Raw genomic sequence first — 22,982 nt, forward strand, 5'->3', positions numbered from 1 at the left:
GCCCCGCGACCATGGACGACGTGGCAAGGCTCGCCGGAGTGTCGCATCAGACCGTCTCGCGCGTCCTCAACGAACACGTGAGAGTCGCACCGGAGACGCGCGCCCGGGTGCTGGCCGCGATCCACACGCTGGACTACCGGCCGAACACCCTCGCCCGGGCGCTCGTCACCGGGCGCTCGGGCGCCCTGGGCGTGGTCAGCTTCGACACCACGCTCTACGGGCCCGCCTCGACCCTGCAGGGCATCGAGCGGGCCGCGCACGAGGCCGGCTACTTCCTGTCGATCGCCACCACCCGGGAGTCCAGCGAACGGTCGCTGTCCGACGCGATCGAGCGGCTGCGCCGCCAGTCGGTGGAGGGCATCGTGGTGATCACCCCGGAGGCCTCCGCGGTCCGTGCCCTGCAGCGGCTGCCGGACCTGCCGATCGTGGCGGTGGAGGGCATGCCGGACGTCGCGGCGCCGATCGTCACGGTCGACCAGGTCGCCGGCGCGGCCGCGGCCACCCGCCACCTGCTGGACCTCGGGCATCCGACGGTGTGGCACATCAGCGGCCCACCGGACTGGTTCGAGGCCCGCGGTCGCGAACGCGGTTGGCGCACCGCGTTGCGGGAGGCCGGGGTGCCGGTCAACCCGCCGCTGGTCGGTGACTGGAGCGCGCGGTCCGGATATCTGCACGGCCGCGTCATCGCCCAGGTGCCGCACCTGTCGGCGGTGTTCGCCGCCAACGACCAGATGGCCCTCGGGCTGCTGCGGGCCCTGCGCGAGGCCGGCCGGGACGTCCCGGGCGACGTGAGCGTCATCGGCTTCGACGACATCCCCGAGGCGACGTTCTTCGCGCCGCCGCTCACCACGGTCCGGCAGGACTTCGCCGAGGTCGGCCGGCGCAGCCTCGGGCTGCTCCTGGCCCAGCTGGACGGCGCGCCCCGGCAGGCGCAGGCCGTCGTCGTGCCGGTCGAGCTGGTGGTGCGCGACAGCACCGCACCACGAAGGGGAGCACCGTGAGGCGCTCCCCTTGCCGGGCATGATCAGGACGTGATCAGTACCTTGAGGCCGGCGCGGCCGGCCGCCGTCTGGAACGCCTCCGCCGAGTCGAGCAGCGTGAAGCGGTGCGTGACGAGTGAGCCGACGTCGATCCGGCCACTGCGGACCAGGTCGATCGCGCGCGGGTACACCTCGTGCATCCGGCGGGACAGCGCCAGCGTCAAACCCTTGCGCCGGGCCGGTCCCGCGGGAAACGTGGTCTGATCCTCGTCCGGGATCCCGACGAGCACGACCCGGCCCCCGGGACGGGCCGCCCGCACCGAGGTGCGCACCGCGTCGTCGTTGCCGGCCACCTCGAACGCCACGTCGACGTCGGCGCCGTCGAGGACGTCCGCACCGGTGTCGAGCATCGCCTGGTCCGCGCCGTAGCGGCGCGCCGCCGCGACCCGGTGTTCCAGGCGGTCCACGGCCAGCACCCGGGTGGCCCCGGCGACCCGGGCCAGCTGCACGAGCAGCAGCCCGATCGGGCCGCAGCCGACGACCGCGACCGACCCGCCGAGGCGCAGATGCCCGAGGCCGACGGCGTGGATCGCCACGCCCAGGGGCTCGAGCATCGCGCCGTCGGCGTCGGACAGGCCGTCGGGCAGCGGGTGCAGCAGTTCGGTCGGCCAGGCGATCCACTCCCGCAGCGCCCCGTCGAGCTCGCCGTGCCCGGCGAAGCGGACCTGCGGGCACAGGTTGCCGTGCCCGGCACGGCAGTGCTCACAGCGCGTGCACGGGATCGCCGGGTCGACCGCGACCCGCCGGCCGTGCAGCGGACCGCCTTCCACGACGCCGGCGAACTCGTGCCCGGGGACGACCGGCTGCCGCAGCTGCGCGTCGCCGATCCCGCCGTGGGAGAACCAGTGCAGGTCCGAGCCGCAGATGCCGACCGCGGTGACCCGCACCAGGCTCATCCCGTCGCCGGGCACGGGCCGGGGCTCGGCGGCGCACCGCAGGTCCCCGACACCGTGCAACCGCATCGCCAACCCCTGATCGGTCATGCCGGCTCCTCCGTTGGGCTGCGTTCCGGTCATGTGCCCATCATCCGGAACAGGGCACTGCCGTGCGCGGGCAGGTCCACCGGCAGCTCGGCCGGCAGCGCGCCGAGGTCCTGCCCGGTCCACAGCTCGACGGCCCGGGTGCCGGGCGGGCAGCCCAGCGAGCCCAGCGCGACGGACCCGGTCAGCGGCCCGTCGCCGGTGGCGAAGACCGCGACGTAGCGGCTGCCGCCGTCGCCGTCGGCGGTCCACACCGCGAGGTCGCCCTCGCGGAGGACCTGCCGGTTGCCGGTGCTGCGCTTGAGCACGGCCAGCACCGCGTCGTTCGTCAGCAGCTCGAGCGTCCGCGGGTCGCTGCGCGGCAGGTCACCGCCGAACATCAGCGGGGAGCGGGCGATGCACCACAGTGTCATGAGGGTGCGCTGCTCGTCCCAGGTCAGCAGCGAGTCGCGGTCGACGCCGCGTTCCGCGCGGATGCCGACCCGCCCGAGGGGCAGCATGTCGGCGTCCGGCCAGGAGCCCGGGCCGGCGAGGTGGGCCCACCGCGCGCACCGGTCGAACTGGTCGTAGACGTCCTCCCAGCGGTCCCACAGGTCGTCGGAGACGCGCCACATGTCGGCGTTGGCCCGCAGGTGCGCGTCGTGTTCCAGGGACAGGTCCCGGCCCGGGGACAGGCTGAGGACCATGTCCCGGCCGCAGCCGCGCAACGCCGTGGAGAACGCGGCGATCTCCCGGTCGTGGTACGGGCCGAGCATGTCGTCGACCTTGACGAAGTCGACGCCCCACGCCGCGAACATCGCCAGGAGCGAGTCGTAGTAGGCCTGCGCGCCGGGGTGGTCGTGGTTCAGCCCGACGTTGTCGGTGTTCCAGTCGCAGGTTGAGGTCCCGTCGGCGACGTCGCGCGCGCCGTAGGGGGTGCCGAGCACCGGCAGGTTGTCCCGGACGGCGAGCCGGGGGATGCCGCGCATGATGTGCACGCCGAACTTGAGGCCCAGCTCGTGGATCCGCCCGGCCAGGGGGCCGAATCCCTGTCCCCCGGCCGCGGACGGGAAGCGGTGTTCGACCGGCTGCGGCCGGCCGTGGCCGTCGAGCACCAGCGGCGCGTCGTCGTTGTAGCCGCCGGCGCGGGCGGTCGGCTCGTACCACTGGATGTCCACGACGACGGTGTCCCAGCCGTGCGGCAGCAGCTTCGCGGCCATGAACTCGGCGTTGGCGAGCACCTCGGCCTCGGTGACGGTGGTGCCGTAACAGTCCCAGCTGTTCCAGCCCATGGGCGGTGTGGTGGTCAACGTCGCTCCTTGTCGGGTTGCGGGGTGTGAGCGCTCACATATTGGCGGGCAAAGAGGAGCCGGGCGCGAAGGCCGGGTCAGCCGCGGGCGCGCCGCCGGCCCGTCGCGCCGGTCGTCGGGACGACCGGGTGTGCGGTGCGGCCCGACGCCATCTGGGACCGCACGAAGTCCTCGACGCCGGCGACGTGCACGGCGGCGCGGATGCGGGCCAGCTCGGGGTCCCGTGCGGTGAGCGCGGCCAGGATGGCGCGGTGCTCGCCGAGGGTCCGCCGCGCCGCGCCCTCGTCGGCGAGCTCCCGCCAGAGCCGCGCGCGCATGGTCTGCCCCGACAGTGACTCGGTCAGGGACGCGAGCACCGGGTTGCCGGCGACGCGCACGATCAGCCGGTGGAAGGCCTGGTCGTGCTCCAGCAGCGCGTCATGGTCGACGTCGGCGGCCACGAGCAGGTGCTCCGCGGCGTCGAGGATCTGCCCCAGCTCGGCCAGCTCGGCCGGTTGGATGCGCACCGCGGCCTGGCTCGTCGCGTGTGATTCCAGGGCCCGCCGGGTCTCCAGCAGGAACAGCTCGGCGCTGTCCTGATGCAGGTCCATCGTGATGGACAGCGAGCCGAGCAGCTGGTGCGGCTCGAGGCTGGTGACATAGGTGCCGTCGCCCTGCCGGGTGTCCAGGACGCCGATCAGGGTCAGCGCCCGGACCGCCTCGCGGAGGGTGCCCCTGGACAGGCCGAGCTCGGCGGCGAGGTCCTTCTCCACCGGCAGCCGATCACCGGCCCGGAGGCGACCGTCGAGGATCATCGCCTTGATGCCCCCGACGGCGTCGTCGCTCAGCGCCACCGCGCACCAGCCTTCCGGAATTCATTCGATGACTGTCGGACCCGAGCGTAGAGATCCGCGAAGTTGCGTGTCAAGATGGCTGCCCTGAGCCCCGGTGGCATGATCACTGGCGTTGGTAGATCGCGAGTGGTTGGATGAATTCACCGGCCTACGACGAAGGAAGCGCAATGCCATACCCCTCTGAGACGCACCGGCGGTTGTGGTACGACCGGCCCGCCCGAACCTGGATGGAGGCCCTGCCACTGGGCAACGGCCGGCTCGGCGCGATGGTGTTCGGCGGCGTGGACACCGAACGCGTCGCGCTCAACGTCGACAGCCTGTGGTCCGGCGTGCCCCGCGACGCGGGCGTCACCGGCGGCCCGGCCGCCCTGGCCGCGGTCCGCGGCCACCTGCGCGACGGGGACCGGGTCGCGGCCGGCGCCGCCTCGATCGACCTGCAGGGGCCCAACAGCGAGTCGTTCCAGCCGCTGGGCGACCTGATCGTGCGCCACGAGCGGCCGCGGACCGGCGACTACCGCCGCGACCTCGACCTGGGCCGGGCCCTGGCGACGGTCACCGCCGGATCCGGCTACCGCAGCGTGGCGTACTGCTCCGCGCCGGACGGTGTCACCGTCGTGCGGCTGCGGGCCGATCACGACGACCCCCTGGACTTCACGGTGTCGCTGCGCCACCCGCACACCGACGACCCGCCGCCCGGGACGCCCGGCCCGGCGACGCTGCTGCTCGGCGGACGGGCCCCGGCGCACGTGTCGCCGCCGCACGCGGGCCGTGCGGACCCGGTGCGCTACGAGCCCGGCATCGGCACGCGGTTCGTGTTCGGGGTCAGGGTGGTGCCCGCCGACGGCAGCGTCGAACCGGCCGGTGCCGGGCTGCGGGTGCGCGGCGCCACCGACGTCACGCTGCTGGTGGCGGCCGAGACCGGGTACGTCGACTGGGACGTGCCACCGCACGAGGACGCGGCCCGGCTCGCCGCGGCCGTGACCACGACCCTGGACCGGGCGGCCGCGATCCCCGCCGACGAACTGCGGGAGCGCCACGAGGCCGACCACGGCGCGCTCTTCGACCGGGTGGCGTTGCGCGTGCCCGGTGGCGACGCGGACCGCCTGCCCACCGACGAGCGGCTGCGCCGCCTCCGAGACGGCGCGCCGGACACCGACCTCGCCGCGCTGCTCTTCGACTACGGCCGCTACCTGCTCATCGCCTCGTCCCGCCCGGGCACGCTGCCGGCGAACCTGCAGGGCGTGTGGAACGAGGAGGTGCAGCCGTCGTGGAGCAGCAACTTCACCAGCAACATCAACGTCCAGATGAACTACTGGCCGGCGGAGACGACCAACCTGGCCGAGTGCCACGAGCCGCTGTTCGACCTCGTCGAGCGGCTGGCGGTCTCCGGTGCCCGCACGGTGCGGTCGCTGTACGACTGCGCCGGCTGGACCGTGCACCACAACGTCGACATCTGGTGCACCTCCTGGCCGGTCGGCGAGGGTGAGGGCGACCCAATGTATGCCATGTGGCCGATGGGCGGCCCGTGGCTGGTCCGGCACCTGGTCGACCACGCGGAGTTCGCCGGCGCTGACAAGGGCGCCGCGCGGGACTGGCCGCTGCTGCGCGGCGCCACCGAGTTCGTCCTGGACTTCCTGCACGAGGACGGCCACGGCCGGCTCGTCAGCAGTCCGTCCACGTCACCGGAGAACACCTTCCTCGACCCGGCCGGCCGTCAGGTCTCGCTCGACGTCATGACCACCATGGACATCTGGCTCGTCCGGGACCTGTTCCGCTGCACCCTTGCGGCGCAACAGTGCACCGGGGACCTCCGCGACCGGATCCAGCAGGCCCTGGCGCGACTGCCGGAGCCTCGCATCGGCGCCGACGGCCGGTTGCTGGAGTGGTCCGGGCCGTTCCCGGAGTTCGAGCCCGGGCACCGACACGTGTCGCACCTCTACGCGCTGTACCCGGGCGAGGAGATCGACGTCGAGGACACCCCGGAGCTGGCCGGCGCGGCCCGCCGGTCGCTGCTGGGCAGGCTGGACGCCGACGGCGGCAGCACCGGCTGGAGCCGGGCCTGGGCGATCTGCCTGTGGGCCAGGCTCGGCGACGGCGCCGCGGCGGAGCGGAGCATCACCACGCTGCTGCAGCGGTACACGGCCGCCAACATGTACGACGTGCACCCGGTGGACATCTTCCAGATCGACGGCACGTTCGGCGCGACGGCCGGCATCGCCGAGATGCTGGTGCAGAGCCACCGCGGCCGGATCCGGCTGCTGCCCGCTCTGCCCCCGGCCTGGCCCGACGGATCGGTGCGCGGCCTGCGGGCCCGCGGGCCGGTGCTCGTCGACCTGGAGTGGCGCGACGGTCTGCTCACCCAGGCGACGCTGACCGCCGACCGGGACCGGCAGGTGGCGCTCGGGCTGCCCGACGGGGTCAAGGGCCCGGCCGAACTGACCCTGCGTGCCGGCGTTCCTGAAACGGTGATCTTCAATGTCTCGTGAGGACATGCGAACGGTCCTGCACTGCCATCCGGCGTTCCCGGTGGGTCCCGTCCGGCCGCGGCTCTTCGGGTCGTTCGTGGAGCACTTCGGCCGCTGCGTCTACGGCGGCATCTACGAGCCCGGGCATCCCAAGGCCGACGAGGAGGGCCTGCGCGGCGACGTGCTCGACCTGGTCCGGGAGCTGGGCGTCACCGTGGTGCGCTACCCGGGCGGCAACTTCGTCTCCGGGTACCGCTGGGAGGACGGCGTCGGCCCGGTGCGGGACCGCCCGGTCCGGCTGGACGGGTCCTGGCGCAGCGTCGAGACCAACCGGTTCGGGCTCGGCGAGTTCGCCGGCTGGGCGGCGAAGGCCGGCGTCGAGACGATGCTGGCGGTCAACCTCGGCACCCGCGGCGTGCAGGAGGCCCTGGACCTTCTGGAGTACGCGAACCATCCGGGCGGCACCCGGCTGTCCGACCAGCGGGTCGCCGACGGCACCGGGGACCCACTCGGCATCCGGATGTGGTGCCTGGGCAACGAGATGGACGGGCCCTGGCAGACGGGGCACAAGACCGCCACCGAATACGGGCGGCTGGCCGCGGAGACGGCCCGGGCGATGCGCATGCTCGACCCGGGCCTGGAGCTCGTCGCCTGCGGCAGCAGCGGCTCCGGCATGCCGACGTTCGGCGAATGGGAGCACACCGTCCTCGAGCTCGCCTACGACCTGGTCGATCACGTGTCGGCGCACGCGTACTACGAGGCGACCCCGGAGGATCCCGGCAGCTTCCTTGCCTCCGCCGTCGACATGGACCGGATGATCGAAGCGGTCGTGGCGACCGCCGACGCGGTCGGTGCGAAGCTCAAGAGCCGCAAGCGCATCATGGTCTCGTTCGACGAGTGGAACGTCTGGTATCAGTCCCGGCTCGGCGACTGCCTGCCGAAGGACTGGACGGTCGCACCGAGGATCAGCGAGGACGCCTACACCGTGTCCGACGCGGTGGTGGTCGGCAACCTGCTCATCTCACTGCTGCGGCACGCCGACCGGGTCGCGGCCGCCTGCCAGGCGCAACTGGTCAACGCGATCGCCCCGATCCGGGCCGAGCCCGGCGGGCCGGCGTGGCGGCAGACGATCTTTCATCCCTTCGCGCAGGCCGCACGGCACGCCCGGGGCACGGTCCTGCAGACGCGGCTGTCCGGGCCGACGTACGAGACGGCCCGCTACGGCGAGGTGCCGGTGGTGGACGCGACCGCGGTCCACGACGCCGACGCCGGCCTGCTGACCGTGTTCGCGGTGAGCCGGCACCGCACCGAGCCGGTGCCGCTGCGGCTGGACCTGGCCGCCCTGCCCGGCTACGACCTGGTCGAGCACTCGGTGCTGGCCGACCCGGATCCCCTGGCCGTCAACAGCCGGGCCGAACCCGAGCGGGTCACTCCGGGCGATGCGACCGGGGCGGCGAGGCGGACGGAGACGGCGCTGGACGTGACGCTGCCGCCGACGTCGTGGAACGTGCTCCGGCTGCGCACGAACGAGGGAGTCATTCGATGATTCGGTTGCAGACGTCAGACCTGCGCGGGTGGGGTTCGGCTGGAAGGCCGGCCGTCAAACGGGCAGAAGTGCTGTTCGATAACGGTTTCGTGCATCGAGCTGGTAACGGCGCCTTGACATCGATCGGACTGCGATCTACGGTTCCGGCATCACTCATCAGATGAATGAGCGTTCGCGGTGCCAAGTTTGTTAGCGCTCACACCCCCGCGCCAGGCGCTGCGAACTCTGATCGACACCCTGAGCACCCCCACCGGAAGCGCGAGCCTGTGCGCCGCGCTCCGGCCATCCAGGAAGGACGCAGATGGCTCTCAACGTTGACAGGCGGAGGTTCCTCATCGGGACCCTCGGCGTCGCCGCCGCCGGCGCGCTGTCGGCCTGCGGCTCACCCGGCGACGACGGCGACACCAAGACCGGCGCCGCCGCCGACAAGGACGTCGACAAGCTGGTGTTCCTCACCAACGCCGACGACCCCACCGCGAAGCCGATCAGCGAGAAGTACACCAAGACCAAGGTCGAGGTCCGCCAGACCGACTCGTCGACCTACGCCGACAACTTCCCCCGGATCGCGACCGCCTCGGACGCACCCAACATCGCCGGGTTCTTCATCGACGGCGGGCGGTTCACCGACCTCGCCAAGGGTGGCAAACTGCTGGACCTCACCGACGTGTGGGAGTCCTCCGGGCTGAACAAGGCCGTTCCCGACCTGATCAAGAAGAAGTACCTGGAGTTCACCGGCGACGGCAAGGTCTACGGCGTGCCGACGAACACCAGCCGCTACGGCTGCCTGTTCTACCGCAAGTCGGTGCTGCAGGCGGCGGGCGTGACCCCGCCGGCCAACCACGTCTGGGCCTCCGAGGCGGAGTGGAACGCGGCGTGCGACAAGCTCAAGGCCGCCGGCATCGAGCCGCTCAGTGTCGGCGGCAAGGACGGGTATCCGCTGTCGCACCTGCAGGACGGCCTGCTGTCCTCGGTGATGGCGCCGGACCTCATCAACTCCCCACTGAAGATCGACTACAACTCGCCGGAGTGGAAGGCGCCGGTGCAGAAGCTGCTCGAGTGGAACCAGAAGGGCTACTTCTCCCGCGGCTTCCTGGGCCGCTCCACCGACCAGGGCAACACGCTGTTCGGGCAGAAGAAGGTCGGCTTCTCCACCGGCATGAACGTCTGGCAGCCGCTCGTGGTCAAGGCCGGCACGCCGGTCGAGGACCTCGACTGGTGCCTGCTGCCGCCCATCGGCGCGTTGCCGGCGAAGATGTCGATCTACGCCGGTGGCGGTGTGGTGATCCCGGCCATCGCCGGCGGGCACAAGCAGGCCAAGGAGTTCATGAGCTACCTCGTCTCGCCCGAGGCGGCCCTGGACGGCGCGAAGATCGGTCAGGCGGTCCCGGCCCGCACCGACGTCCCCGGCCTGCAGGACGCGCTCGGCCCGATCGGCGGCTCGATGGTCGAGTTCGCCAACCAGAAGGACCGGTCCCAGTTCGGCTGGGACGACCCGGCGCCGACTGACATGATCGAGTACGACCGGAACAACCTGCAGGCGGTGCTCGCCGGGACGCTGACCGTCGACGCGTTCTGCGCCGAGCTCGAGAAGCTCAAGGCCAAGAAACGCTGACGATGAACCAATCAGACCGGATGCTCACCGCACCCGACGCGCCGCGCCGGCAGCCCACGGCAACGCGCGCCGCAGCCACCGCGGCCCCCCTCGCCGGGGGGCCGCGGCCCCGCCGTGGCCGCAACGTCACCAGAAGCCTCACCCGGGTGCTCGTGTTCGGGGCGCCGGCCGGGCTGCTGATGGCCGTCTTCCTCGTCTACCCGATCGTGCAGAGCTTCCGGTTCAGCGTGTACGACTGGGACGGCATCAGCAAGGCGACCTGGATCGGCCTCGGCAACTACCAGGAACTCGTGCAGGACGCCCTGTTCCGCAAGGTCGTCGGCAACAGCCTGCTCCTCGCGGTCCTCGGCACCATCGGGTCGATGGTCGTCGGGCTGCTGTGGGCCTACGGGATCGAACGCCGGCTGCCGGGCTGGCGCTCCTACCGGTTCCTGCTGTTCATCCCGGTCATCATGCCGATCACCATCTCCGCGCTGCTGTGGGCGCTGCTGCTGGACGTGCAGGGCCCGGTCAACCAGGCGATCGGATGGTTCGGGGTCGACCTGCCGCCGGACTGGCTCGGCGACTACCGCGTCGCCCCGTGGGTGGTCATCTTCGTGTCGATCTGGCAGGCGAGCGGCTTCACGATGCTGCTGATCCTCGGCGCGATGGAGGACGTCCCGGCGGAGCTGCACGACGCGGCGTCGCTGGACGGGGCGAGTGCCCTGCGACGGCTGGTCTCGATCGTCGTCCCGTACATCAGGGGCACCCTCGGGACGCTGACCATCGTGCAGTTCATCGGGCTGCTCAAGGCGTTCGACATCGTGTTCGCCCTCACCGCGGGCGGGCCCGGCAACGCCACCGACGTGCTCGGCACCTACCTGGTGCAGAAGGCCTTCGCCGAGGGCCGCTACGGCTACGGCTCAGCCGTCGCGGTCGGGATGACCGTGATCATGCTGGTGGTCAGCGTCGTGTTCTACCGCAGGCTGCTCGGAAAGGACGAGGAACAGTGACGGTAGCGATCCGGCCGGCGCCGTCCGGTAATGTCCGGCGGCGCCAGTCCGCGGCGGCGGACACGCCACTGGCACGGTTCGGCCGGGCCGTCGGCGTCGTCGGGCTCGTCCTGTGCGCCGCGGCCACCGCGCTGCCGCTGGTGCTGCTCATCTTCAACGCGCTCAAGGGCAGCGGCGAGGTTCTCGCCGACCCGATCGGCCCGCCCGTCCCGCCCCACTTCGGCAACCTCACGGACGCCTGGTCGCAGGGGCCCTCCGGGGCGCCGCTGGCGCAGAACTTCCTCAACAGCGTCATCGTGACCAGCGGCACGGTCGCGCTGGTCACCGTGCTCGCCGCGTTCGCCGGTTACGCGCTGGGCGGCTTCTCGTTCCCCGGCGAGAAGTGGGTCACGCAGGGCATCCTGATCCTGCTGGCGGTGCCGGTGCAGGCCACCCTCATCCCGGTCTTCGACATGCTGGACGGCGCGGGCCTGCGCAACACGTACACCGGCATCATCCTCGTCTACGGTGCGTTCTGGATGCCGTTCAGCGTGCTGCTGCTGCGCGCCGCGTTCCGGGCCTTCCCGCGGGCGTTGCTGGAGGCCGCCCGGGTCGACGGCGCGGGTGAGCTGAGGATCTTCTTCCAGGTCGTGCTGCCGGTGCTGCGCGGCCCCATCGCGGGCGTCGCGATCGTCAACGCGATCGGCATCTGGAGCGAGCTGCTCTTCTCCTACGTGCTGCTGACCGACCCCAGCAAGCAGACGCTCCCCGCGGCGATCATCGCGTATCAGGGCGTCTTCATCACCGACTACCGCCTGCTCTACGCCGGTCTGCTCATCTCGGTGGCGCCGGTGCTGATCTTCTACGCCTTCATGTCGCGGATCATCCGCAAGGGCATGAGCGCGGGCTCCTTCCGCTGACCCGCCGCGCCGTAGGCCTGGTCAACCCGGGCCTACGCCGCGGACAGCACCGTGCGCAGCCACGACTCCGACGTGTTGACGTGCAGCAGTGCGCTGGCCTGGGCGAGCAGCGGATCCCGGGAGCGCAGCGCCAGGTAGATCGCCTCGTGCTCGCTGAGCGTGACGTGCGCCGAGTTGCCCTCGATCAGCCCGCGCCACACCCTGGCCCGCAGGGTCTGCCCGGACAGGCCGTCGAGCAGGGAGGTCAGTGTCTCGTTGCCGGTGGCGGCGATGACGGTGCGGTGGAAGGCCGCGTCGTAGCCGATGAGCCGCTCCGCGTCGTCCTTGGCGGCCCGCATGTCCTCCAGGATCTGGCCGAGCTCGTCGAGCTCCGCGTCCGACATCCGTAGCGCGGCCGCGCCGGTGGCGGCCGGCTCCAGCATCCGGCGGACCTCCATCACCTCCATGAGCGTGTCGTCGCGCAGCAGCTCGACCGCGACGCCCAGCCCTTCCAGCAGCAGCCGCGGCGCGAGGCTGGTGACGTAGGTGCCGTCGCCGCGCCGCACGTCCAGCACGCGGGCGGCCTCGAGGACCTTCACGGCTTCCCGGACGCCGCTGCGGGAGATCCCCATCTGCGTGGAGAGCTGGGCCTCGGTCGGCAGCCGCGAACCCGGTGGCAGTTCGCCGAGCTGGATCATCGTGCGCAGCCGGGTGATGGCGTCGTCGGTCAGTGCCACTCAGTGCTCCTCGTCTCGGGCGACAGACATCATATCTAACCAGTGGTGTTACCGGTCCTATGGACACGTGGGGGGTGCTGGCCTATAAAGACATCAGATGTTTCCTGAGTTTGGAAGGACGTCATGGAGTACCGCCAACTCGGCACCACCGGCCTGCGGGTCTCGATGCTCGGCTACGGCGCCTCGCCGCTCGGCGGGGTCTTCGAAGCCATCGACGAACGGGACGGCATCCGGACCGTCCACACCGCGCTCGACCTCGGCGTCAACATCATCGACGTCTCGCCGTACTACGGCCGGACCGCCGCCGAAACCGTGCTGGGCAAGGCCCTGCGGGGCGTCGACCGGTCCAGCTACGTGCTGGCGACCAAGGCCGGCCGCTACGACACCGACACGTTCGACTTCTCCGCGGCCCGGGTGGTCGCCAGCGTCGAGGAGAGCCTCGCCCGGCTCGGCACCGACCACCTCGACCTGATCCAGTGCCACGACATCGAGTTCGGCGACCTGGACCAGATCGTCTCCGAGACGCTGCCGGCCCTGCGCGTGCTGCAGGACGAGGGCAAGGTGCGCTTCGTCGGCGTCACCGGCTACCCCGTCGCCGCGCTGACCCGCGTCGCCGCCGCGACCGACGTCGACACGGTGCTGTCCTACTGCCGCTACACACTGCTGGACCGGGCCCTGCTCGACGCGGCCCCGGCGCTCGACGCGGCCGGCACCGCGGTCATGAACGCCTCGCCGCTGGGCATGGGGCTGCTGTCGGACCGCGGCGCCCCGGACTGGCACCCCGCCCCGCGGGCGGTGCGCGAGGCGTCGGCCGCCGCCGCCCGGCTGTGCGCCGACCGGGGCGTGGACATCGCCCAGGTCGCGATCCGGTTCGCCGCCGAGCCACCGGTGTTCGCGACCACCTTCGTCGGCACCGCCGACCCCGGCAACATGGCCCGCAACGTGCGCTGGGCCCTCGAGCCGGTCGACCCCGCGCTGATCGCCGAGATCGAGCAGGTGCTGGCCCCGGTGCTCGGCTACACGTGGCCCAGCGGCCGGACGGAGAACAGCTGACATGCGCCGATACGGATCCGTCATCCGCCTCCGGCCCGAGCGGCGCGAGGAGTACCTGCGCCTGCACGCCGAGGTGTGGCCCAGCGTCGAGGCGACGCTGCGGGCCGCGAACATCCGCAACTACACGATCTTCCTGCACGGCGACCTGCTGTTCGGCTACTACGAGTACGTCGGCGACGACCACGACGCCGACCAGGCCCGCATCGCCGCCGACCCGACGACCCAGCAGTGGTGGGCCTTGACCGACCCCTGCCAGGAGCCGGTTGCCGACGGCGAATGGTGGGCCCCGATGCAGGAGGTCTGGCACCTCAACGAGGAGACGAGCACATGACCGGGCCGGAGCGAAGCGGAGTGACCGGGCATCAGGGGCGCAGTCTTGGGTCAGGACGACGCCGGAGCGAAGCGGAGGTGGCGGCATGACCCGCAGCGCCCAGTATCTCGGCGACCGGACCTTCGCGGTCGCCGGCACCGAGCCCGTCCCGCCCGGGCCCGGCGAGGTCCGCGTGGACGTCGCGTACACCGGCATCTGCGGCACCGACCTGCACATCGCGCACGGCGCCATGGACCACCGGGTGAGCGTGCCGGCCGTCATCGGCCACGAGATGTCGGGCCGGATCGCCGAGCTCGGCCCGGGCGTCGACGGCTGGACCGTCGGCGACCACGTCACCGTGATGCCGCTGTCCTGGTGCGGGCAGTGCCCCGCCTGCCTGGCCGGGCACCGGCACATCTGCCACCGGCTCGTCTTCATCGGCATCGACGCTCCGGGGGCCATGCAGAACACGTGGACGGTCCCGGCCGCGGTGCTCGTGCGGCTCCCCGCGGACCTGCCGCTGGACCGGGCGGCGCTGATCGAGCCGACCGCGGTCGCCGTGCACGACGTGCGCCGGTCCCGGCTGCGCGCCGGTGAGCACGCCGTGGTGGTCGGCGCGGGCCCGGTCGGACTGCTCATCGGCAAGGTCGCCCAGGCCACCGGCGCCGAGGTGCTGGTGCTCGAACTGGACCCGCACCGCCGCGAGGTGGCGGCCGGGCTCGGACTGTCCACCGTGGACCCGGCCGCGGTCGACGTGGTGCGGCACGTGCAGGACTGGACCGGCGGTGCGGGCGCGGCCGTCGCGTTCGAGGTCTCCGGCTCGGCCGGCGGCGTCGGTACGGCGTCCGACGTCCTTGCCGTCCGGGGACGGCTCGTCGTCGTCGCCATCCACCCGAAGCCCCGCGAGGTCGACCTGCACCGGGTCTTCTGGCGCGAGCTGGAGCTCCTCGGCGTGCGGGTCTACGACCGCGCCGACTTCGAGGAGGCGGTCCGGCTGGTCGCCGCCGAGGAGGTCCCGGCCGACCGGCTGATCTCCCGCGTCTTCCCCCTGGAGGCCGCGACGGAGGCGTTCACCGCCCTGGAGAGCGGTGGCGTGGTCAAGGTGCTCATCGACTGTGGAGGCGACGCGTGAACCTGTTCGACCTGACCGGACGGACCGCCGTGGTCACCGGCTGCCGCCGCGGCATCGGCCTGGCGATGGCGGACGCCCTCGCCGCGGCCGGCGCCGACATCATCGGTGTCAGCGCCGCCCTCGAGGACGGCGGCAGCGAGGTCGCCCGGCGAGTCGAGGCGCACGGCCGGGCCTTCACCCCGCACCGGGTCGACCTCGCCGACCGGGCCGCGGTGGCCGCGTTCGCCGCCGCCCTGGGCCCGGTGGACATCCTGGTCAACAACGCCGGCACCATCCGCCGGGCACCGGCCGCCGAGCACAGCGACGCCGACTGGGACCTCGTCCTGGAGGTCGACCTCTCCGCGCAGTTCGTCCTGGCCCGTGAGGTCGGCCGGGGCATGCTCCAGCGCGGCCGGGGCCGGATCATCTTCACCGCCTCGATGCTGAGCTTCCAGGGCGGCGTCAACGTCCCCGGCTACGCCGCGGCCAAGTCCGGCATCGCCGGGCTGACCCGGGCCCTGGCCAACGAGTGGGCCGGCCGGGGCGTCAACGTCAACGCCATCGCCCCCGGTTACATCGCCACCGACAACACCCAGGCGCTGCAGGACCAGCCCGAACGCAACAAGGCCATCCTGGACCGGATCCCGGCCGGCCGGTGGGGCCGTCCCGAGGACATCGCTGGGGCCACGGTGTTCCTGGCCTCCGACGCCGCCGCCTACGTGCACGGCACGATCCTCGCGGTGGACGGCGGCTGGCTGGCCCGGTGACCCAGCTGACCCCCGGATGGCGCGGGACCGGTGCGGTCCCGCGCCACCGGTGGTGGTTCAGCTGTTGGGCCAGCCGTCGGAGCCCCAGGTGATCGTGCCGAAGCCGAGGACCGAGCCGCCGCTGTTGGGGTAGTAGTGATAGGAGTAGTAGTCCTTGCCGCCCTCGGTCAGCACGCCGATGTGGCCGGGGCCGTGGCGGGTGCTGGTGGAGGAGATGAACTTGGCGCTGCGTTCGGTGTAGGGACCGGTGACCGATGTCGAGCGGGCCACGTGCACCACGTAGGTGCTGGAGGCGCCGGAGCAGCAGCCGCCGGTGTTCCAGAACAGGTAGTAGTAGCCGCTGTGATACTGCACGTAGGCCGCCTCGCAGCCGCAGCTCTGCACCGTGTGGACCTGGTTGTCCGAGCGCAGGCCGGTGTTCTTGTTCAGTGCGACGATGTTCAGCGCGGTGTCCCGGGTGGAGCCGTAGCCGGAGCCGAACGCCATCCACATGTCGCCGTTGGCGTCGAAGAACGGCGCCGGGTCGATCGCGTTGTAGGTGTTGGCGGTCGGCGTCTTGGCGATGACGACGCCGCGGTCGGTCCACCTGTAGTTCGACGAGGCCGGGTTGAGGGTGGGGCTGGTGGCCAGGCCGATCGCCGAGCGCGTGCCGTTGTCCCAGTTCGCGACGGAGTAGTACAGGCTGAACAGGCCGGTGTTGGGGTTCCAGATGATGTCCGGCGCCCACACGTCGTGGCCGTCGTTGGCCGGCACGGCGTTGCGCACCGACGCGGGGATGCCGTTGGGGAACACGGCCGGGGTCTGCTGCCAGGTGGTGCCGTTGGTGGTGTACCAGCCGGGCAGGTTGCCGCCGGTGGAGTAGAAGAAGTGTGCGTTGCCGTCCCTGATGAGGCGGGACGGGTCGTGGGTGCCGAGGTTGCCCGGGATGCTCGGCGGCGTGCCGCCGGGCGTGGTGCCGTTGACCTTGACCAGCTGCCACTGCTGGTTGGTGCCGCCGCTGTAGGTCCACTGGATGACGTTCGCGCCGTCGGCGGTGGCGCCGCCCTCGACGTCGAGGGCCTTGCCGCTCTTGCGGTTCAGCAGCCGCACGAAGCCGTTGTTGGTGTCGGTGACGGACCACTGCTGGTTGGTGGCGTTGTTGTCGGCCCACTGGATGACGTCGCCGCCGTCGGCGGTGCTGCCCGCGTTGACGTCCAGGACCTTGCCGGAGTGCCGGGCCTTCAGCCGGTACCAGCCGCTGCCGGACGAGACGAACTGGAACTGCTGGTTGGCAGCGGCGCTGTTGGCGGCCCACTGCACGGCGTCGTCGCCGTCGGCGGTGCCGGCCTCGTAGATGTCGAGGGCCTTGCCGGTGCCGCGGTTGAGCAGTTGGTACCAGGCGGCGGTGTCGATGGTCGCGGCGCTGGCGGGCGCCATGGCGAAGGCGGTGACACCACCGACGACGGCGAGCGCCGTGGCCCCATACACGAGATGGTGGATTTTCATGAAACTTCCAGACGTCAGAGGGATCAGCGAGTCGGGTGGACGGTGTTGATGGCGCCGTTGGCGGCGAACGTCAGCCGGTCGACGCACACCTCGCGGTGGGTGCCGTCGCCGCCGGGGATGGCGAAGCGGTGGTAGGCGATGTACCACTCGTCGCGGCCGGGCACCTGGACCACCGAGCTGTGCCCGGTGCCGAGGATGCCCTTGCCGGTGTCCTTGGCCAGCACGGGATTGCCGGCCGCCTTGGTGAACGGACCCAGGGGTGAGCTCGCGGTGGCGTAGCTGACCCGGTAGTCGGCGCTGCGCGTGTCGTCCTCGGAGTACATGAGGTAGTAGGTGCCGTTGCGCTTGAACACGTTGGACGCCTCCCGGTAGCCGGCCGGCGTGACCCGGGTCGGCGCGGTCGCCAGCGCCGTCATGCTGCTGCTCAGCCGGGCGACCTCGGCCCGGCCGGAGCCGAAGTACAGGTACGCGGTGCCGTCGTCGTCGACGAACACGTCGGGGTCGATCTCCTGCTCGCCGTACTGGTTGGTGCGCACGAGCGGCGCGCCGAGCGCGTCGACGAACGGCCCGCCGGGCGAGCTCGAGCGGGCGACGCCGATCTGCTGGCAGGCGCTGAAGTACAGCCAGTAGACGCCGTTGCGGTGGACGATGGTCGGCGCCCATGCCTTCGCGTGGCACCAGCTCACGTCCGCCAGGTCGAGAACGACGCCGTTGTCGGTCCACACGGCCAGGTCGGGAGAGGAGAACGCCCGGAACCTGGTGCCGCTCCAGTCGGCGTAGCCGTCGCTGGTCGGGTAGATCCAGTACCGGCCGGCGAGGTACTCGATCTGCGGGTCGGCGAAGTAGCCCGGGATCACCGGGTTCTTCAGGGCCGTGCCGCCGGTCACCCGCCGCAACTGCCACTGCTGGTTGGTGCCGTTGGTGTCGGTGTACTGGGAGATCACCGCGCCGTCGGCGGTGGAGCGACCCCAGACGTCCAGGGCCTTGCCGCTGTTGCGGTTGACCAGGCGGACGTAGCCGGAGTCCGAGTCGACCAGCCGGAACTGCTGGTTGACGGCCGCGTTGTCGGTGTACTGCACCACGCTCGCACCGTCCGCGGTGGACCGGGCCGCGACGTCGACGACCTTGCCGCTGTGGCGGGCCCGCAGCCGGTGGTAGCCGCCGCCGGCGTCGACGAACTGCCACTGCTGCGACAGCGCGGCGGTGTCCACTGTGTACTGCACGATGCGGGCGTTGTCGCCGGTCGAGGCGTTCTCCACGGCGACGGCCTTGCCGCTGCTGCGCGAGACGAGCTGGTAGTAGGCGGTCGGGTCCACCGTCGCGGCGTCGACGGGCCGGGTGACGACCACGATGGCGCCGACGGTGACCGCGACCGTCAGCAGCGCGCGGGTTGAACCTTTCATCAGATGTTCCGTTCATGATCTGCGGTGCCGCACGACACAGATCCTTGATCGGCGGGGCGGCGGACCCCGGCGGGTGTGGCGATTGTTACCGCTCACATGAGTGGAAGTCAACCGCGGGGACCCTTTGCGGGCCACTGGGCGATGCCGGAAGGAATCTTCCTCACGGGCCGGTGGTCGCGCGTCGCGAGGTTGACACTGTTCAATGATGCGGCTAGACATCTGATCTATCTGCGAGAAGGGGGCCGATCGAGGCTGGTGTTCCTGACCTGGCAACGAGGCTGAAGACCGGCATGGCCGCCGGCAACATCCGGTTCTGAAAGAAGTCCTGATGACAGTCGTGCCTTATCTGGAAGGCAGTCCAACGCTCACTGCCCTGCGCGCCAGCCTCCGGGAGGGCCCTCCGGGACGAGGGCGCCTCGCACAGAATCTCGGACGCCCCGTGCAACCGACGTCACGCTGCTCGCGACCCGCGCGGTTCGAGCTGCGCTTCGGGTGACGGCCGGCCGCCTGCGCTTCGAATGACGGGGGCGGCGGCCTGCGCCTGGGGTGACGGCCGGCGGCGCCGCGACCGCCATCGCGACGCCGCCGGTCCCTACCGGAGGATTGCCTACTTGAACTTTGCCACGTTGTCCTTCGTCACCATCTCCGTGCCGGTGTCGACGGCCGCCTTGACCGTCTCGCCCCTCGCCGCGGCGACCGCGGTCTCGATGCCGAGCGAGCCCATCTTGGCCGGGAACTGCGCCACCGACGCGGCCTGCGTGCCGGCCTCGATCGCCTTGATCTCGTCGGGCGAGGCGTCGAAGCCGACGACGACGGGCTTCTTGCCGGCCGCCTTGACCGCCTGCAGGGCGCCGGTGATCGGCGGGCCGCACGCGCCGTAGATGGCCGCGACGTCCGGGTTGGCGGTCAGGATGTCCTGGGCGGCGTTGAGTCCCTTGGTCTCGTCGCAGTCCGTCGCCGGCTCCGCGACGACCTTGGCCGCGCCGGCCAGGCCCTCCTTCAGGCCCTTGACCCGGTCGTCCAGGGACGGGTTGCCGAGGCGGCCCTGCAGGATCGCGATGGTCGAGCCGGCGGGCAGCTGCTTGGCGAGCCACTGCCCGGCGAGCTTGCCACCGGCGAGGTTGTCCGTGGCCACGACCGACGACTTGCCGGACCAGCCGGGGATGTCGTTGTCGATCAGCACCACCTTGATGCCGGCCTTCACCGCCTTGTCCAGCGCGCCCTGGACGTTGGGGCTGGTCGGGGTGATCGCGATCGCCTTCACGCCCTGCGTGATCATGTTCTCGATGATGGCGATCTCGCCCTCGTCGTCGGTGCCGCTCTTGCCCTGGCCGTAGACGACCTCGACGTCGGCGTGCGCCGCGTCGTACTGCTTCACCGCGTCGACCATCGTGTCGTAGAAGTCGACGGGGAACTTCGTGATCAGGCCGACCTTGATGGCGCCGCCGCCGGCAGCATTGTCACTGCCGCCGCCGCTGTCGCCGCAGCCGGCGAGCGGTAAGGCCAGCGCCACCGCCAGTACGGCCGCCAGTCTCGGAACACGGTCCATGGGGTGTTCGTCCCTTCGCTGGGAATGGTGATGAGGGGTTGTGCGGGTCGGGACGGGTCAGACCCCGCCGACGATCAGGGAGACGATCTTCTGCTGGTTCTCCGGCGTCGGCCGCTCTTCGCCGACCTTGCGGCCCCGGCGCATGACGACCGCCCGGTCGGCGATCTCCATGACGTGGTCCATGGCGTGCGACACGACGATGACCGCGCGGCCCTCGCCGCGCAGCCGCAGGATGAGGTCGAGCACCCGGCGCGACTCGCGCAGCCCGAGCGCGGCCGTGGGCTCGTCGAGGATGACGATGCTGGAGGCGAAGGCGGCGGCCCGGGCCACCGCGATGGCCTGGCGCTGCCCGCCGGACAGCAGCCCCACGCCGGCGCGCTGATCGGGGAGCCCGACCTGCAACCGGCTCAGGACCTCGGCGGTCGATTCCGACATGGCGCGCCGGCGCAGCAGCCGCAGCCCGCGCGGCAGCCAGCGGGGTCCGGCGTCCTCCCGGCCCGCGTAGAAGTTCGCCGCCGGGTCGAGGTTGTCGAAGAGCGCCAGGTCCTGGTAGACGGTCTCGATCCCGGCGCCGCGGGCGTCGGCGGGGGAGCCGAGCGAGACGGCGGTGCCGTCGATCTCCACGGTCCCGGCGTCGAACTGGTGGACGCCGCTGACGCACTTGATGAGCGTCGACTTGCCGGCGCCGTTGTCGCCGAGCAGCGCGAGCACCTCGCCGTGGGCGACCTCGAGGTCGACCGCGTCGAGCGCCACGACGGCGCCGAACCGTTTCGTCGCCCCGGCGATCCGCAGGGCGGGCGGGGCGGTGCCGGCGGTCATGCCGCGACCGCCCGCATCACCTGGAAGCGCCGTTCGAGGGCGCCGCGGATGACGTCGAGCTCGACGGCGATCAGGATGACCACGCCGATGACGATCGGCTGGATGAACGCGTCGACGTTGAGCAGGTTCATCGCGTTGCGGATGACGCCGATCATCAGTGCGCCGACGAGCGCGTTGGCCACCGACCCGCGCCCGCCGAGGAAGCTGGCGCCGCCGATCACCACGGCGGCGATCGCGTCGAGCTCGGCGAGCTCGCCGAAGGTGGGCGAACCGGCGTTGAGCCGGCCGGCGGTGATGATCGCGGCGATGCCGGCGGCGAGGCCGCTCAGCACGTAGACCGAGATGAGCACCCCGTTGACCGGGATCGCCGCGCGCCGGGCGCCGTCCGGGTTGCCGCCGACGGCGTAGATCCACCGTCCCCAGACGAGGCGGGTGGTCAGCAGCAGCACGAGCAGGGCGAGGGCGGCGACGAGCAGGGTCGAATACGGCAGCCAGCCGATCGAGGTGCCGCCGATGAGCTGGACGACGTCGGGCATCCCGCGGTGCGGCTGCCCACCGGCCAGCCAGAGCGCCAGGCCGTGGGCGACGCTCAGCGTGGCGAGGGTGACGATGAACGGGTGCGGCAGCCGCCCCCAGACCAGTGCGACACCGTTGACGGTGCCGACGGCGAGGCCGGTGCCGAGCATCGCGAGCACCACCAGCGTCGCTGACGGCACCGCCTCGTAGGTGAGCGCGCCGACCACCGCGGCGAGCGCGACCGTCGAGCCGACCGAGAGGTCGATGCCACGGGTGATGATCACCAGCAGCTGGGCCATGGCGAGGATCGCGATGACCGCGGTCTGCGCGAGGACGTTGCCGAGGTTGCGGGTGGTGAAGAAGACCGGGGAGAGCGCGCTGGCGGTCACGACGACCGCGACGAGCATCAGGAGAGGGCCGGTGCGGATCAGCGCCAGCGCGAGCCGGGGGCCGCGGGCGCGGGTGGTGGGTGGTGGACCGGTCGCGGCGGTGCGCGGCCGAGCGGTGCTGAGCGCCATCGCCTCCTCCTTCGTCCTGGCGGGAAACGGGTGACGGGATTTGCAAAGAAGTGATGAGATGTTTTGATACGCCTGCCGGTGGGGGCCGTCAAGATTGGTCGACAAACTCGCGTTGTAAACACCCATAAAGCAGACATAAAGGCATTCAGATTTCCATATTGATGTGCTAGACATCAGATGAATGGCAACTTTTGACGCAAGGAGCACCGGTGATCGTTGACGCACACCACCACCTGTGGCGGCCCGAGCGCGGGTACACGTGGCTGGACGACCCGGACCTGGCCGCGATCCGCCGGCCCTTCACGCCGCAGGACCTGGGCGTCGAGCTGGCCCGCGCCGGGGTCCGGCACAGCGTCCTGGTGGAGGGCGGGCGGTGCCACGCCGATGAGGCGGCGGAGCACCTCGGCCACGCCGCCGACTCCGCGGCGAACGGCGGCCCGATCGCCGGGGTGGTGGCCTGGGCCGACGTCGCCGACCCGGACCTCGCCGCGACCCTGCGGGCCTACCGCGGGCTGCGCGGCGGGGAGCTCCTGGTCGGCGTCCGGTCGCAGGTGCAGGGCGAGGTGGACCCGGACTACCTGGACCGCGCGGACGTCCGCCATGGCCTGGCGACCGTCGCCGCGGCCGGGCTCGCCTTCGACCTGGTCGTGCGGGTCGACCAGCTGGCCGCCGCGGCCCGGGCCGCGCAGGCGGTGCCGGAGCTGCGGCTCGTGCTCGACCACCTGGGCAAGCCGCGCATCGACGCCGGCGAGCCGGGGCTGCGCGCGTGGCTCGGGCCGTTCACCGAGCTTGCCGCGCGGCCCAACGTGACCTGCAAGCTGTCCGGCATGGTCACCGAGGCGGGTGCACAGTGGACGGTCGAGGGCCTGCGGCCGTTCGTGGCGGCCGCCGTGGCGGCGTTCGGGACGGACCGGCTGATGTTCGGCTCCGACTGGCCGGTGTGCCTGCTCGTCGCCGACTACGCCGGCGTGCTCGACGCGCTGCGGCAGGCGCTGCCGCCGCTGGACCCGGCCGCGGTCGCGGCGGTCTTCGGCGCCACGGCGGTGCGGACCTACGGCCTCGCCGCGCCGTCGTGAGCC

At 71.8% G+C, this 22,982-nt stretch carries 20 protein-coding genes; 11 read left to right on the top strand and 9 right to left on the bottom strand.

Going from position 1 to position 22,982, the window contains the following annotated elements; translation table 11 throughout:
- Positions 1-11: 11 nt before the first annotated feature.
- Positions 12-1,001, top strand: coding sequence for a LacI family DNA-binding transcriptional regulator (locus Dsi01nite_RS25560; RefSeq protein ID WP_239136164.1), 990 nt, complete (start codon positions 12-14; stop codon positions 999-1,001).
- A 23-nt stretch (positions 1,002-1,024) separates the two neighbouring features.
- Here Dsi01nite_RS25560 and Dsi01nite_RS25565 read toward each other — a convergent pair whose 3' ends face one another.
- From Dsi01nite_RS25565 to Dsi01nite_RS25575, 3 genes are all read right to left on the bottom strand, one after another.
- Positions 1,025-2,023 carry a zinc-binding dehydrogenase gene (locus Dsi01nite_RS25565; protein ID WP_239136165.1) on the bottom strand — a complete coding sequence of 333 codons (999 nt, stop codon included), beginning with the start codon at positions 2,021-2,023 and terminating at the stop codon, positions 1,025-1,027.
- 29 nt (positions 2,024-2,052) lie between these two features.
- Positions 2,053-3,309: a glycoside hydrolase family 27 protein gene (locus Dsi01nite_RS25570; protein ID WP_239136166.1), complete on the bottom strand. Its 1,257-nt coding sequence runs from the start codon at positions 3,307-3,309 to the stop codon at positions 2,053-2,055.
- A 77-nt stretch (positions 3,310-3,386) separates the two neighbouring features.
- Positions 3,387-4,142, bottom strand: coding sequence for a FadR/GntR family transcriptional regulator (locus tag Dsi01nite_RS25575; RefSeq protein ID WP_203848793.1), 756 nt, complete (start codon positions 4,140-4,142; stop codon positions 3,387-3,389).
- Between the two features lie 167 nt (positions 4,143-4,309).
- Between Dsi01nite_RS25575 and Dsi01nite_RS25580 the strand changes: the two genes are divergently transcribed.
- The 5 genes from Dsi01nite_RS25580 (at position 4,310) to Dsi01nite_RS25600 (ending at position 11,656) form a co-directional block, all read left to right on the top strand.
- Positions 4,310-6,628 carry a glycoside hydrolase family 95 protein gene (locus tag Dsi01nite_RS25580; protein ID WP_203848794.1) on the top strand — a complete coding sequence of 773 codons (2,319 nt, stop codon included), beginning with the start codon at positions 4,310-4,312 and terminating at the stop codon, positions 6,626-6,628.
- A gap of 4 nt (positions 6,629-6,632) precedes the next feature.
- Positions 6,633-8,153, top strand: a complete 1,521-nt coding sequence (gene arfA, locus Dsi01nite_RS25585; RefSeq protein WP_203848795.1) for an arabinosylfuranosidase ArfA — start codon at positions 6,633-6,635, stop codon at positions 8,151-8,153.
- Positions 8,154-8,454: 301 nt separating this feature from the next.
- The gene (locus Dsi01nite_RS25590) at positions 8,455-9,765 is read left to right on the top strand and encodes an ABC transporter substrate-binding protein (RefSeq protein ID WP_203848796.1); all 1,311 of its coding nucleotides are present in this window, start codon (positions 8,455-8,457) and stop codon (positions 9,763-9,765) included.
- A gap of 2 nt (positions 9,766-9,767) precedes the next feature.
- Positions 9,768-10,757: a carbohydrate ABC transporter permease gene (locus Dsi01nite_RS25595; RefSeq protein ID WP_203848797.1), complete on the top strand. Its 990-nt coding sequence runs from the start codon at positions 9,768-9,770 to the stop codon at positions 10,755-10,757.
- Complete coding sequence (locus tag Dsi01nite_RS25600; protein WP_203848798.1) at positions 10,754-11,656, top strand: carbohydrate ABC transporter permease; 903 nt, start codon at positions 10,754-10,756, stop codon at positions 11,654-11,656. Before Dsi01nite_RS25595 ends, Dsi01nite_RS25600 begins: the two co-directional genes overlap by 4 nt.
- Before the next feature lie 32 nt (positions 11,657-11,688).
- On the opposite strand, the gene Dsi01nite_RS25605 is transcribed toward Dsi01nite_RS25600, so the two are convergent.
- Complete coding sequence (locus tag Dsi01nite_RS25605; RefSeq protein ID WP_203848799.1) at positions 11,689-12,372, bottom strand: FadR/GntR family transcriptional regulator; 684 nt, start codon at positions 12,370-12,372, stop codon at positions 11,689-11,691.
- Positions 12,373-12,495: 123 nt separating this feature from the next.
- Here Dsi01nite_RS25605 and Dsi01nite_RS25610 point away from each other — a divergent pair, with 123 nt between their 5' ends.
- From Dsi01nite_RS25610 to Dsi01nite_RS25625, 4 genes are all read left to right on the top strand, one after another.
- A complete protein-coding gene (locus tag Dsi01nite_RS25610; protein WP_203848800.1) occupies positions 12,496-13,425 on the top strand; it encodes an aldo/keto reductase in 930 nt (309 codons plus the stop codon).
- 1 nt (position 13,426) lies between these two features.
- Positions 13,427-13,756 carry an L-rhamnose mutarotase gene (locus Dsi01nite_RS25615; protein ID WP_203848801.1) on the top strand — a complete coding sequence of 110 codons (330 nt, stop codon included), beginning with the start codon at positions 13,427-13,429 and terminating at the stop codon, positions 13,754-13,756.
- 85 nt (positions 13,757-13,841) lie between these two features.
- Complete coding sequence (locus Dsi01nite_RS25620) at positions 13,842-14,867, top strand: zinc-dependent alcohol dehydrogenase (RefSeq protein ID WP_203848802.1); 1,026 nt, start codon at positions 13,842-13,844, stop codon at positions 14,865-14,867.
- Complete coding sequence (locus Dsi01nite_RS25625) at positions 14,864-15,613, top strand: SDR family oxidoreductase (RefSeq protein WP_203848803.1); 750 nt, start codon at positions 14,864-14,866, stop codon at positions 15,611-15,613. The genes Dsi01nite_RS25620 and Dsi01nite_RS25625 overlap by 4 nt, the downstream gene beginning before the upstream one ends.
- A 57-nt stretch (positions 15,614-15,670) precedes the next feature.
- On the opposite strand, the gene Dsi01nite_RS25630 is transcribed toward Dsi01nite_RS25625, so the two are convergent.
- The 5 genes from Dsi01nite_RS25630 to Dsi01nite_RS25650 all read right to left on the bottom strand — a co-directional run bounded on the left by Dsi01nite_RS25630 (position 15,671) and on the right by Dsi01nite_RS25650 (position 21,903).
- Complete coding sequence (locus tag Dsi01nite_RS25630; RefSeq protein WP_203848804.1) at positions 15,671-17,098, bottom strand: RICIN domain-containing protein; 1,428 nt, start codon at positions 17,096-17,098, stop codon at positions 15,671-15,673.
- Between the two features lie 23 nt (positions 17,099-17,121).
- On the bottom strand, positions 17,122-18,501 hold the full coding sequence (locus tag Dsi01nite_RS25635) for a family 43 glycosylhydrolase (protein ID WP_203848805.1): 1,380 nt from the start codon (positions 18,499-18,501) through the stop codon (positions 17,122-17,124).
- A gap of 607 nt (positions 18,502-19,108) precedes the next feature.
- On the bottom strand, positions 19,109-20,050 hold the full coding sequence (locus Dsi01nite_RS25640) for a sugar ABC transporter substrate-binding protein (protein WP_203848806.1): 942 nt from the start codon (positions 20,048-20,050) through the stop codon (positions 19,109-19,111).
- 57 nt (positions 20,051-20,107) lie between these two features.
- Positions 20,108-20,869 (bottom strand): ATP-binding cassette domain-containing protein, encoded by a 762-nt coding sequence (locus tag Dsi01nite_RS25645; protein ID WP_203848807.1) that lies wholly within the window; start codon positions 20,867-20,869, stop codon positions 20,108-20,110.
- Positions 20,866-21,903: an ABC transporter permease gene (locus Dsi01nite_RS25650; protein WP_203848808.1), complete on the bottom strand. Its 1,038-nt coding sequence runs from the start codon at positions 21,901-21,903 to the stop codon at positions 20,866-20,868. The genes Dsi01nite_RS25645 and Dsi01nite_RS25650 overlap by 4 nt, the downstream gene beginning before the upstream one ends.
- A gap of 209 nt (positions 21,904-22,112) precedes the next feature.
- Between Dsi01nite_RS25650 and Dsi01nite_RS25655 the strand changes: the two genes are divergently transcribed.
- A complete protein-coding gene (locus Dsi01nite_RS25655; RefSeq protein WP_203848809.1) occupies positions 22,113-22,979 on the top strand; it encodes an amidohydrolase family protein in 867 nt (288 codons plus the stop codon).
- Positions 22,980-22,982 lie beyond the last annotated feature (3 nt).

This window comes from Dactylosporangium siamense, assembly GCF_016862795.1.
Taxonomy (GTDB): domain Bacteria; phylum Actinomycetota; class Actinomycetes; order Mycobacteriales; family Micromonosporaceae; genus Dactylosporangium; species Dactylosporangium siamense.

Excerpts from the sequence above, each read along its gene's own strand:
- arfA (WP_203848795.1), top strand. The coding sequence starts at position 6,633 with ATGCGAACGGTCCTGCACTGCCATCCGGCGTTCCCGGTGGGTCCCGTC.
- Dsi01nite_RS25630 (WP_203848804.1), bottom strand. The coding sequence starts at position 17,098 with ATGAAAATCCACCATCTCGTGTATGGGGCCACGGCGCTCGCCGTCGTC.
- Dsi01nite_RS25560 (WP_239136164.1), top strand. The coding sequence starts at position 12 with ATGGACGACGTGGCAAGGCTCGCCGGAGTGTCGCATCAGACCGTCTCG.
- Dsi01nite_RS25610 (WP_203848800.1), top strand. The coding sequence starts at position 12,496 with ATGGAGTACCGCCAACTCGGCACCACCGGCCTGCGGGTCTCGATGCTC.
- Dsi01nite_RS25590 (WP_203848796.1), top strand. The coding sequence starts at position 8,455 with ATGGCTCTCAACGTTGACAGGCGGAGGTTCCTCATCGGGACCCTCGGC.
- Dsi01nite_RS25635 (WP_203848805.1), bottom strand. The coding sequence starts at position 18,501 with ATGAAAGGTTCAACCCGCGCGCTGCTGACGGTCGCGGTCACCGTCGGC.
- Dsi01nite_RS25650 (WP_203848808.1), bottom strand. The coding sequence starts at position 21,903 with ATGGCGCTCAGCACCGCTCGGCCGCGCACCGCCGCGACCGGTCCACCA.
- Dsi01nite_RS25620 (WP_203848802.1), top strand. The coding sequence starts at position 13,842 with ATGACCCGCAGCGCCCAGTATCTCGGCGACCGGACCTTCGCGGTCGCC.
- Dsi01nite_RS25615 (WP_203848801.1), top strand. The coding sequence starts at position 13,427 with ATGCGCCGATACGGATCCGTCATCCGCCTCCGGCCCGAGCGGCGCGAG.
- Dsi01nite_RS25640 (WP_203848806.1), bottom strand. The coding sequence starts at position 20,050 with ATGGACCGTGTTCCGAGACTGGCGGCCGTACTGGCGGTGGCGCTGGCC.
- Dsi01nite_RS25565 (WP_239136165.1), bottom strand. The coding sequence starts at position 2,023 with ATGACCGATCAGGGGTTGGCGATGCGGTTGCACGGTGTCGGGGACCTG.
- Dsi01nite_RS25580 (WP_203848794.1), top strand. The coding sequence starts at position 4,310 with ATGCCATACCCCTCTGAGACGCACCGGCGGTTGTGGTACGACCGGCCC.
- Dsi01nite_RS25645 (WP_203848807.1), bottom strand. The coding sequence starts at position 20,869 with ATGACCGCCGGCACCGCCCCGCCCGCCCTGCGGATCGCCGGGGCGACG.
- Dsi01nite_RS25595 (WP_203848797.1), top strand. The coding sequence starts at position 9,768 with ATGAACCAATCAGACCGGATGCTCACCGCACCCGACGCGCCGCGCCGG.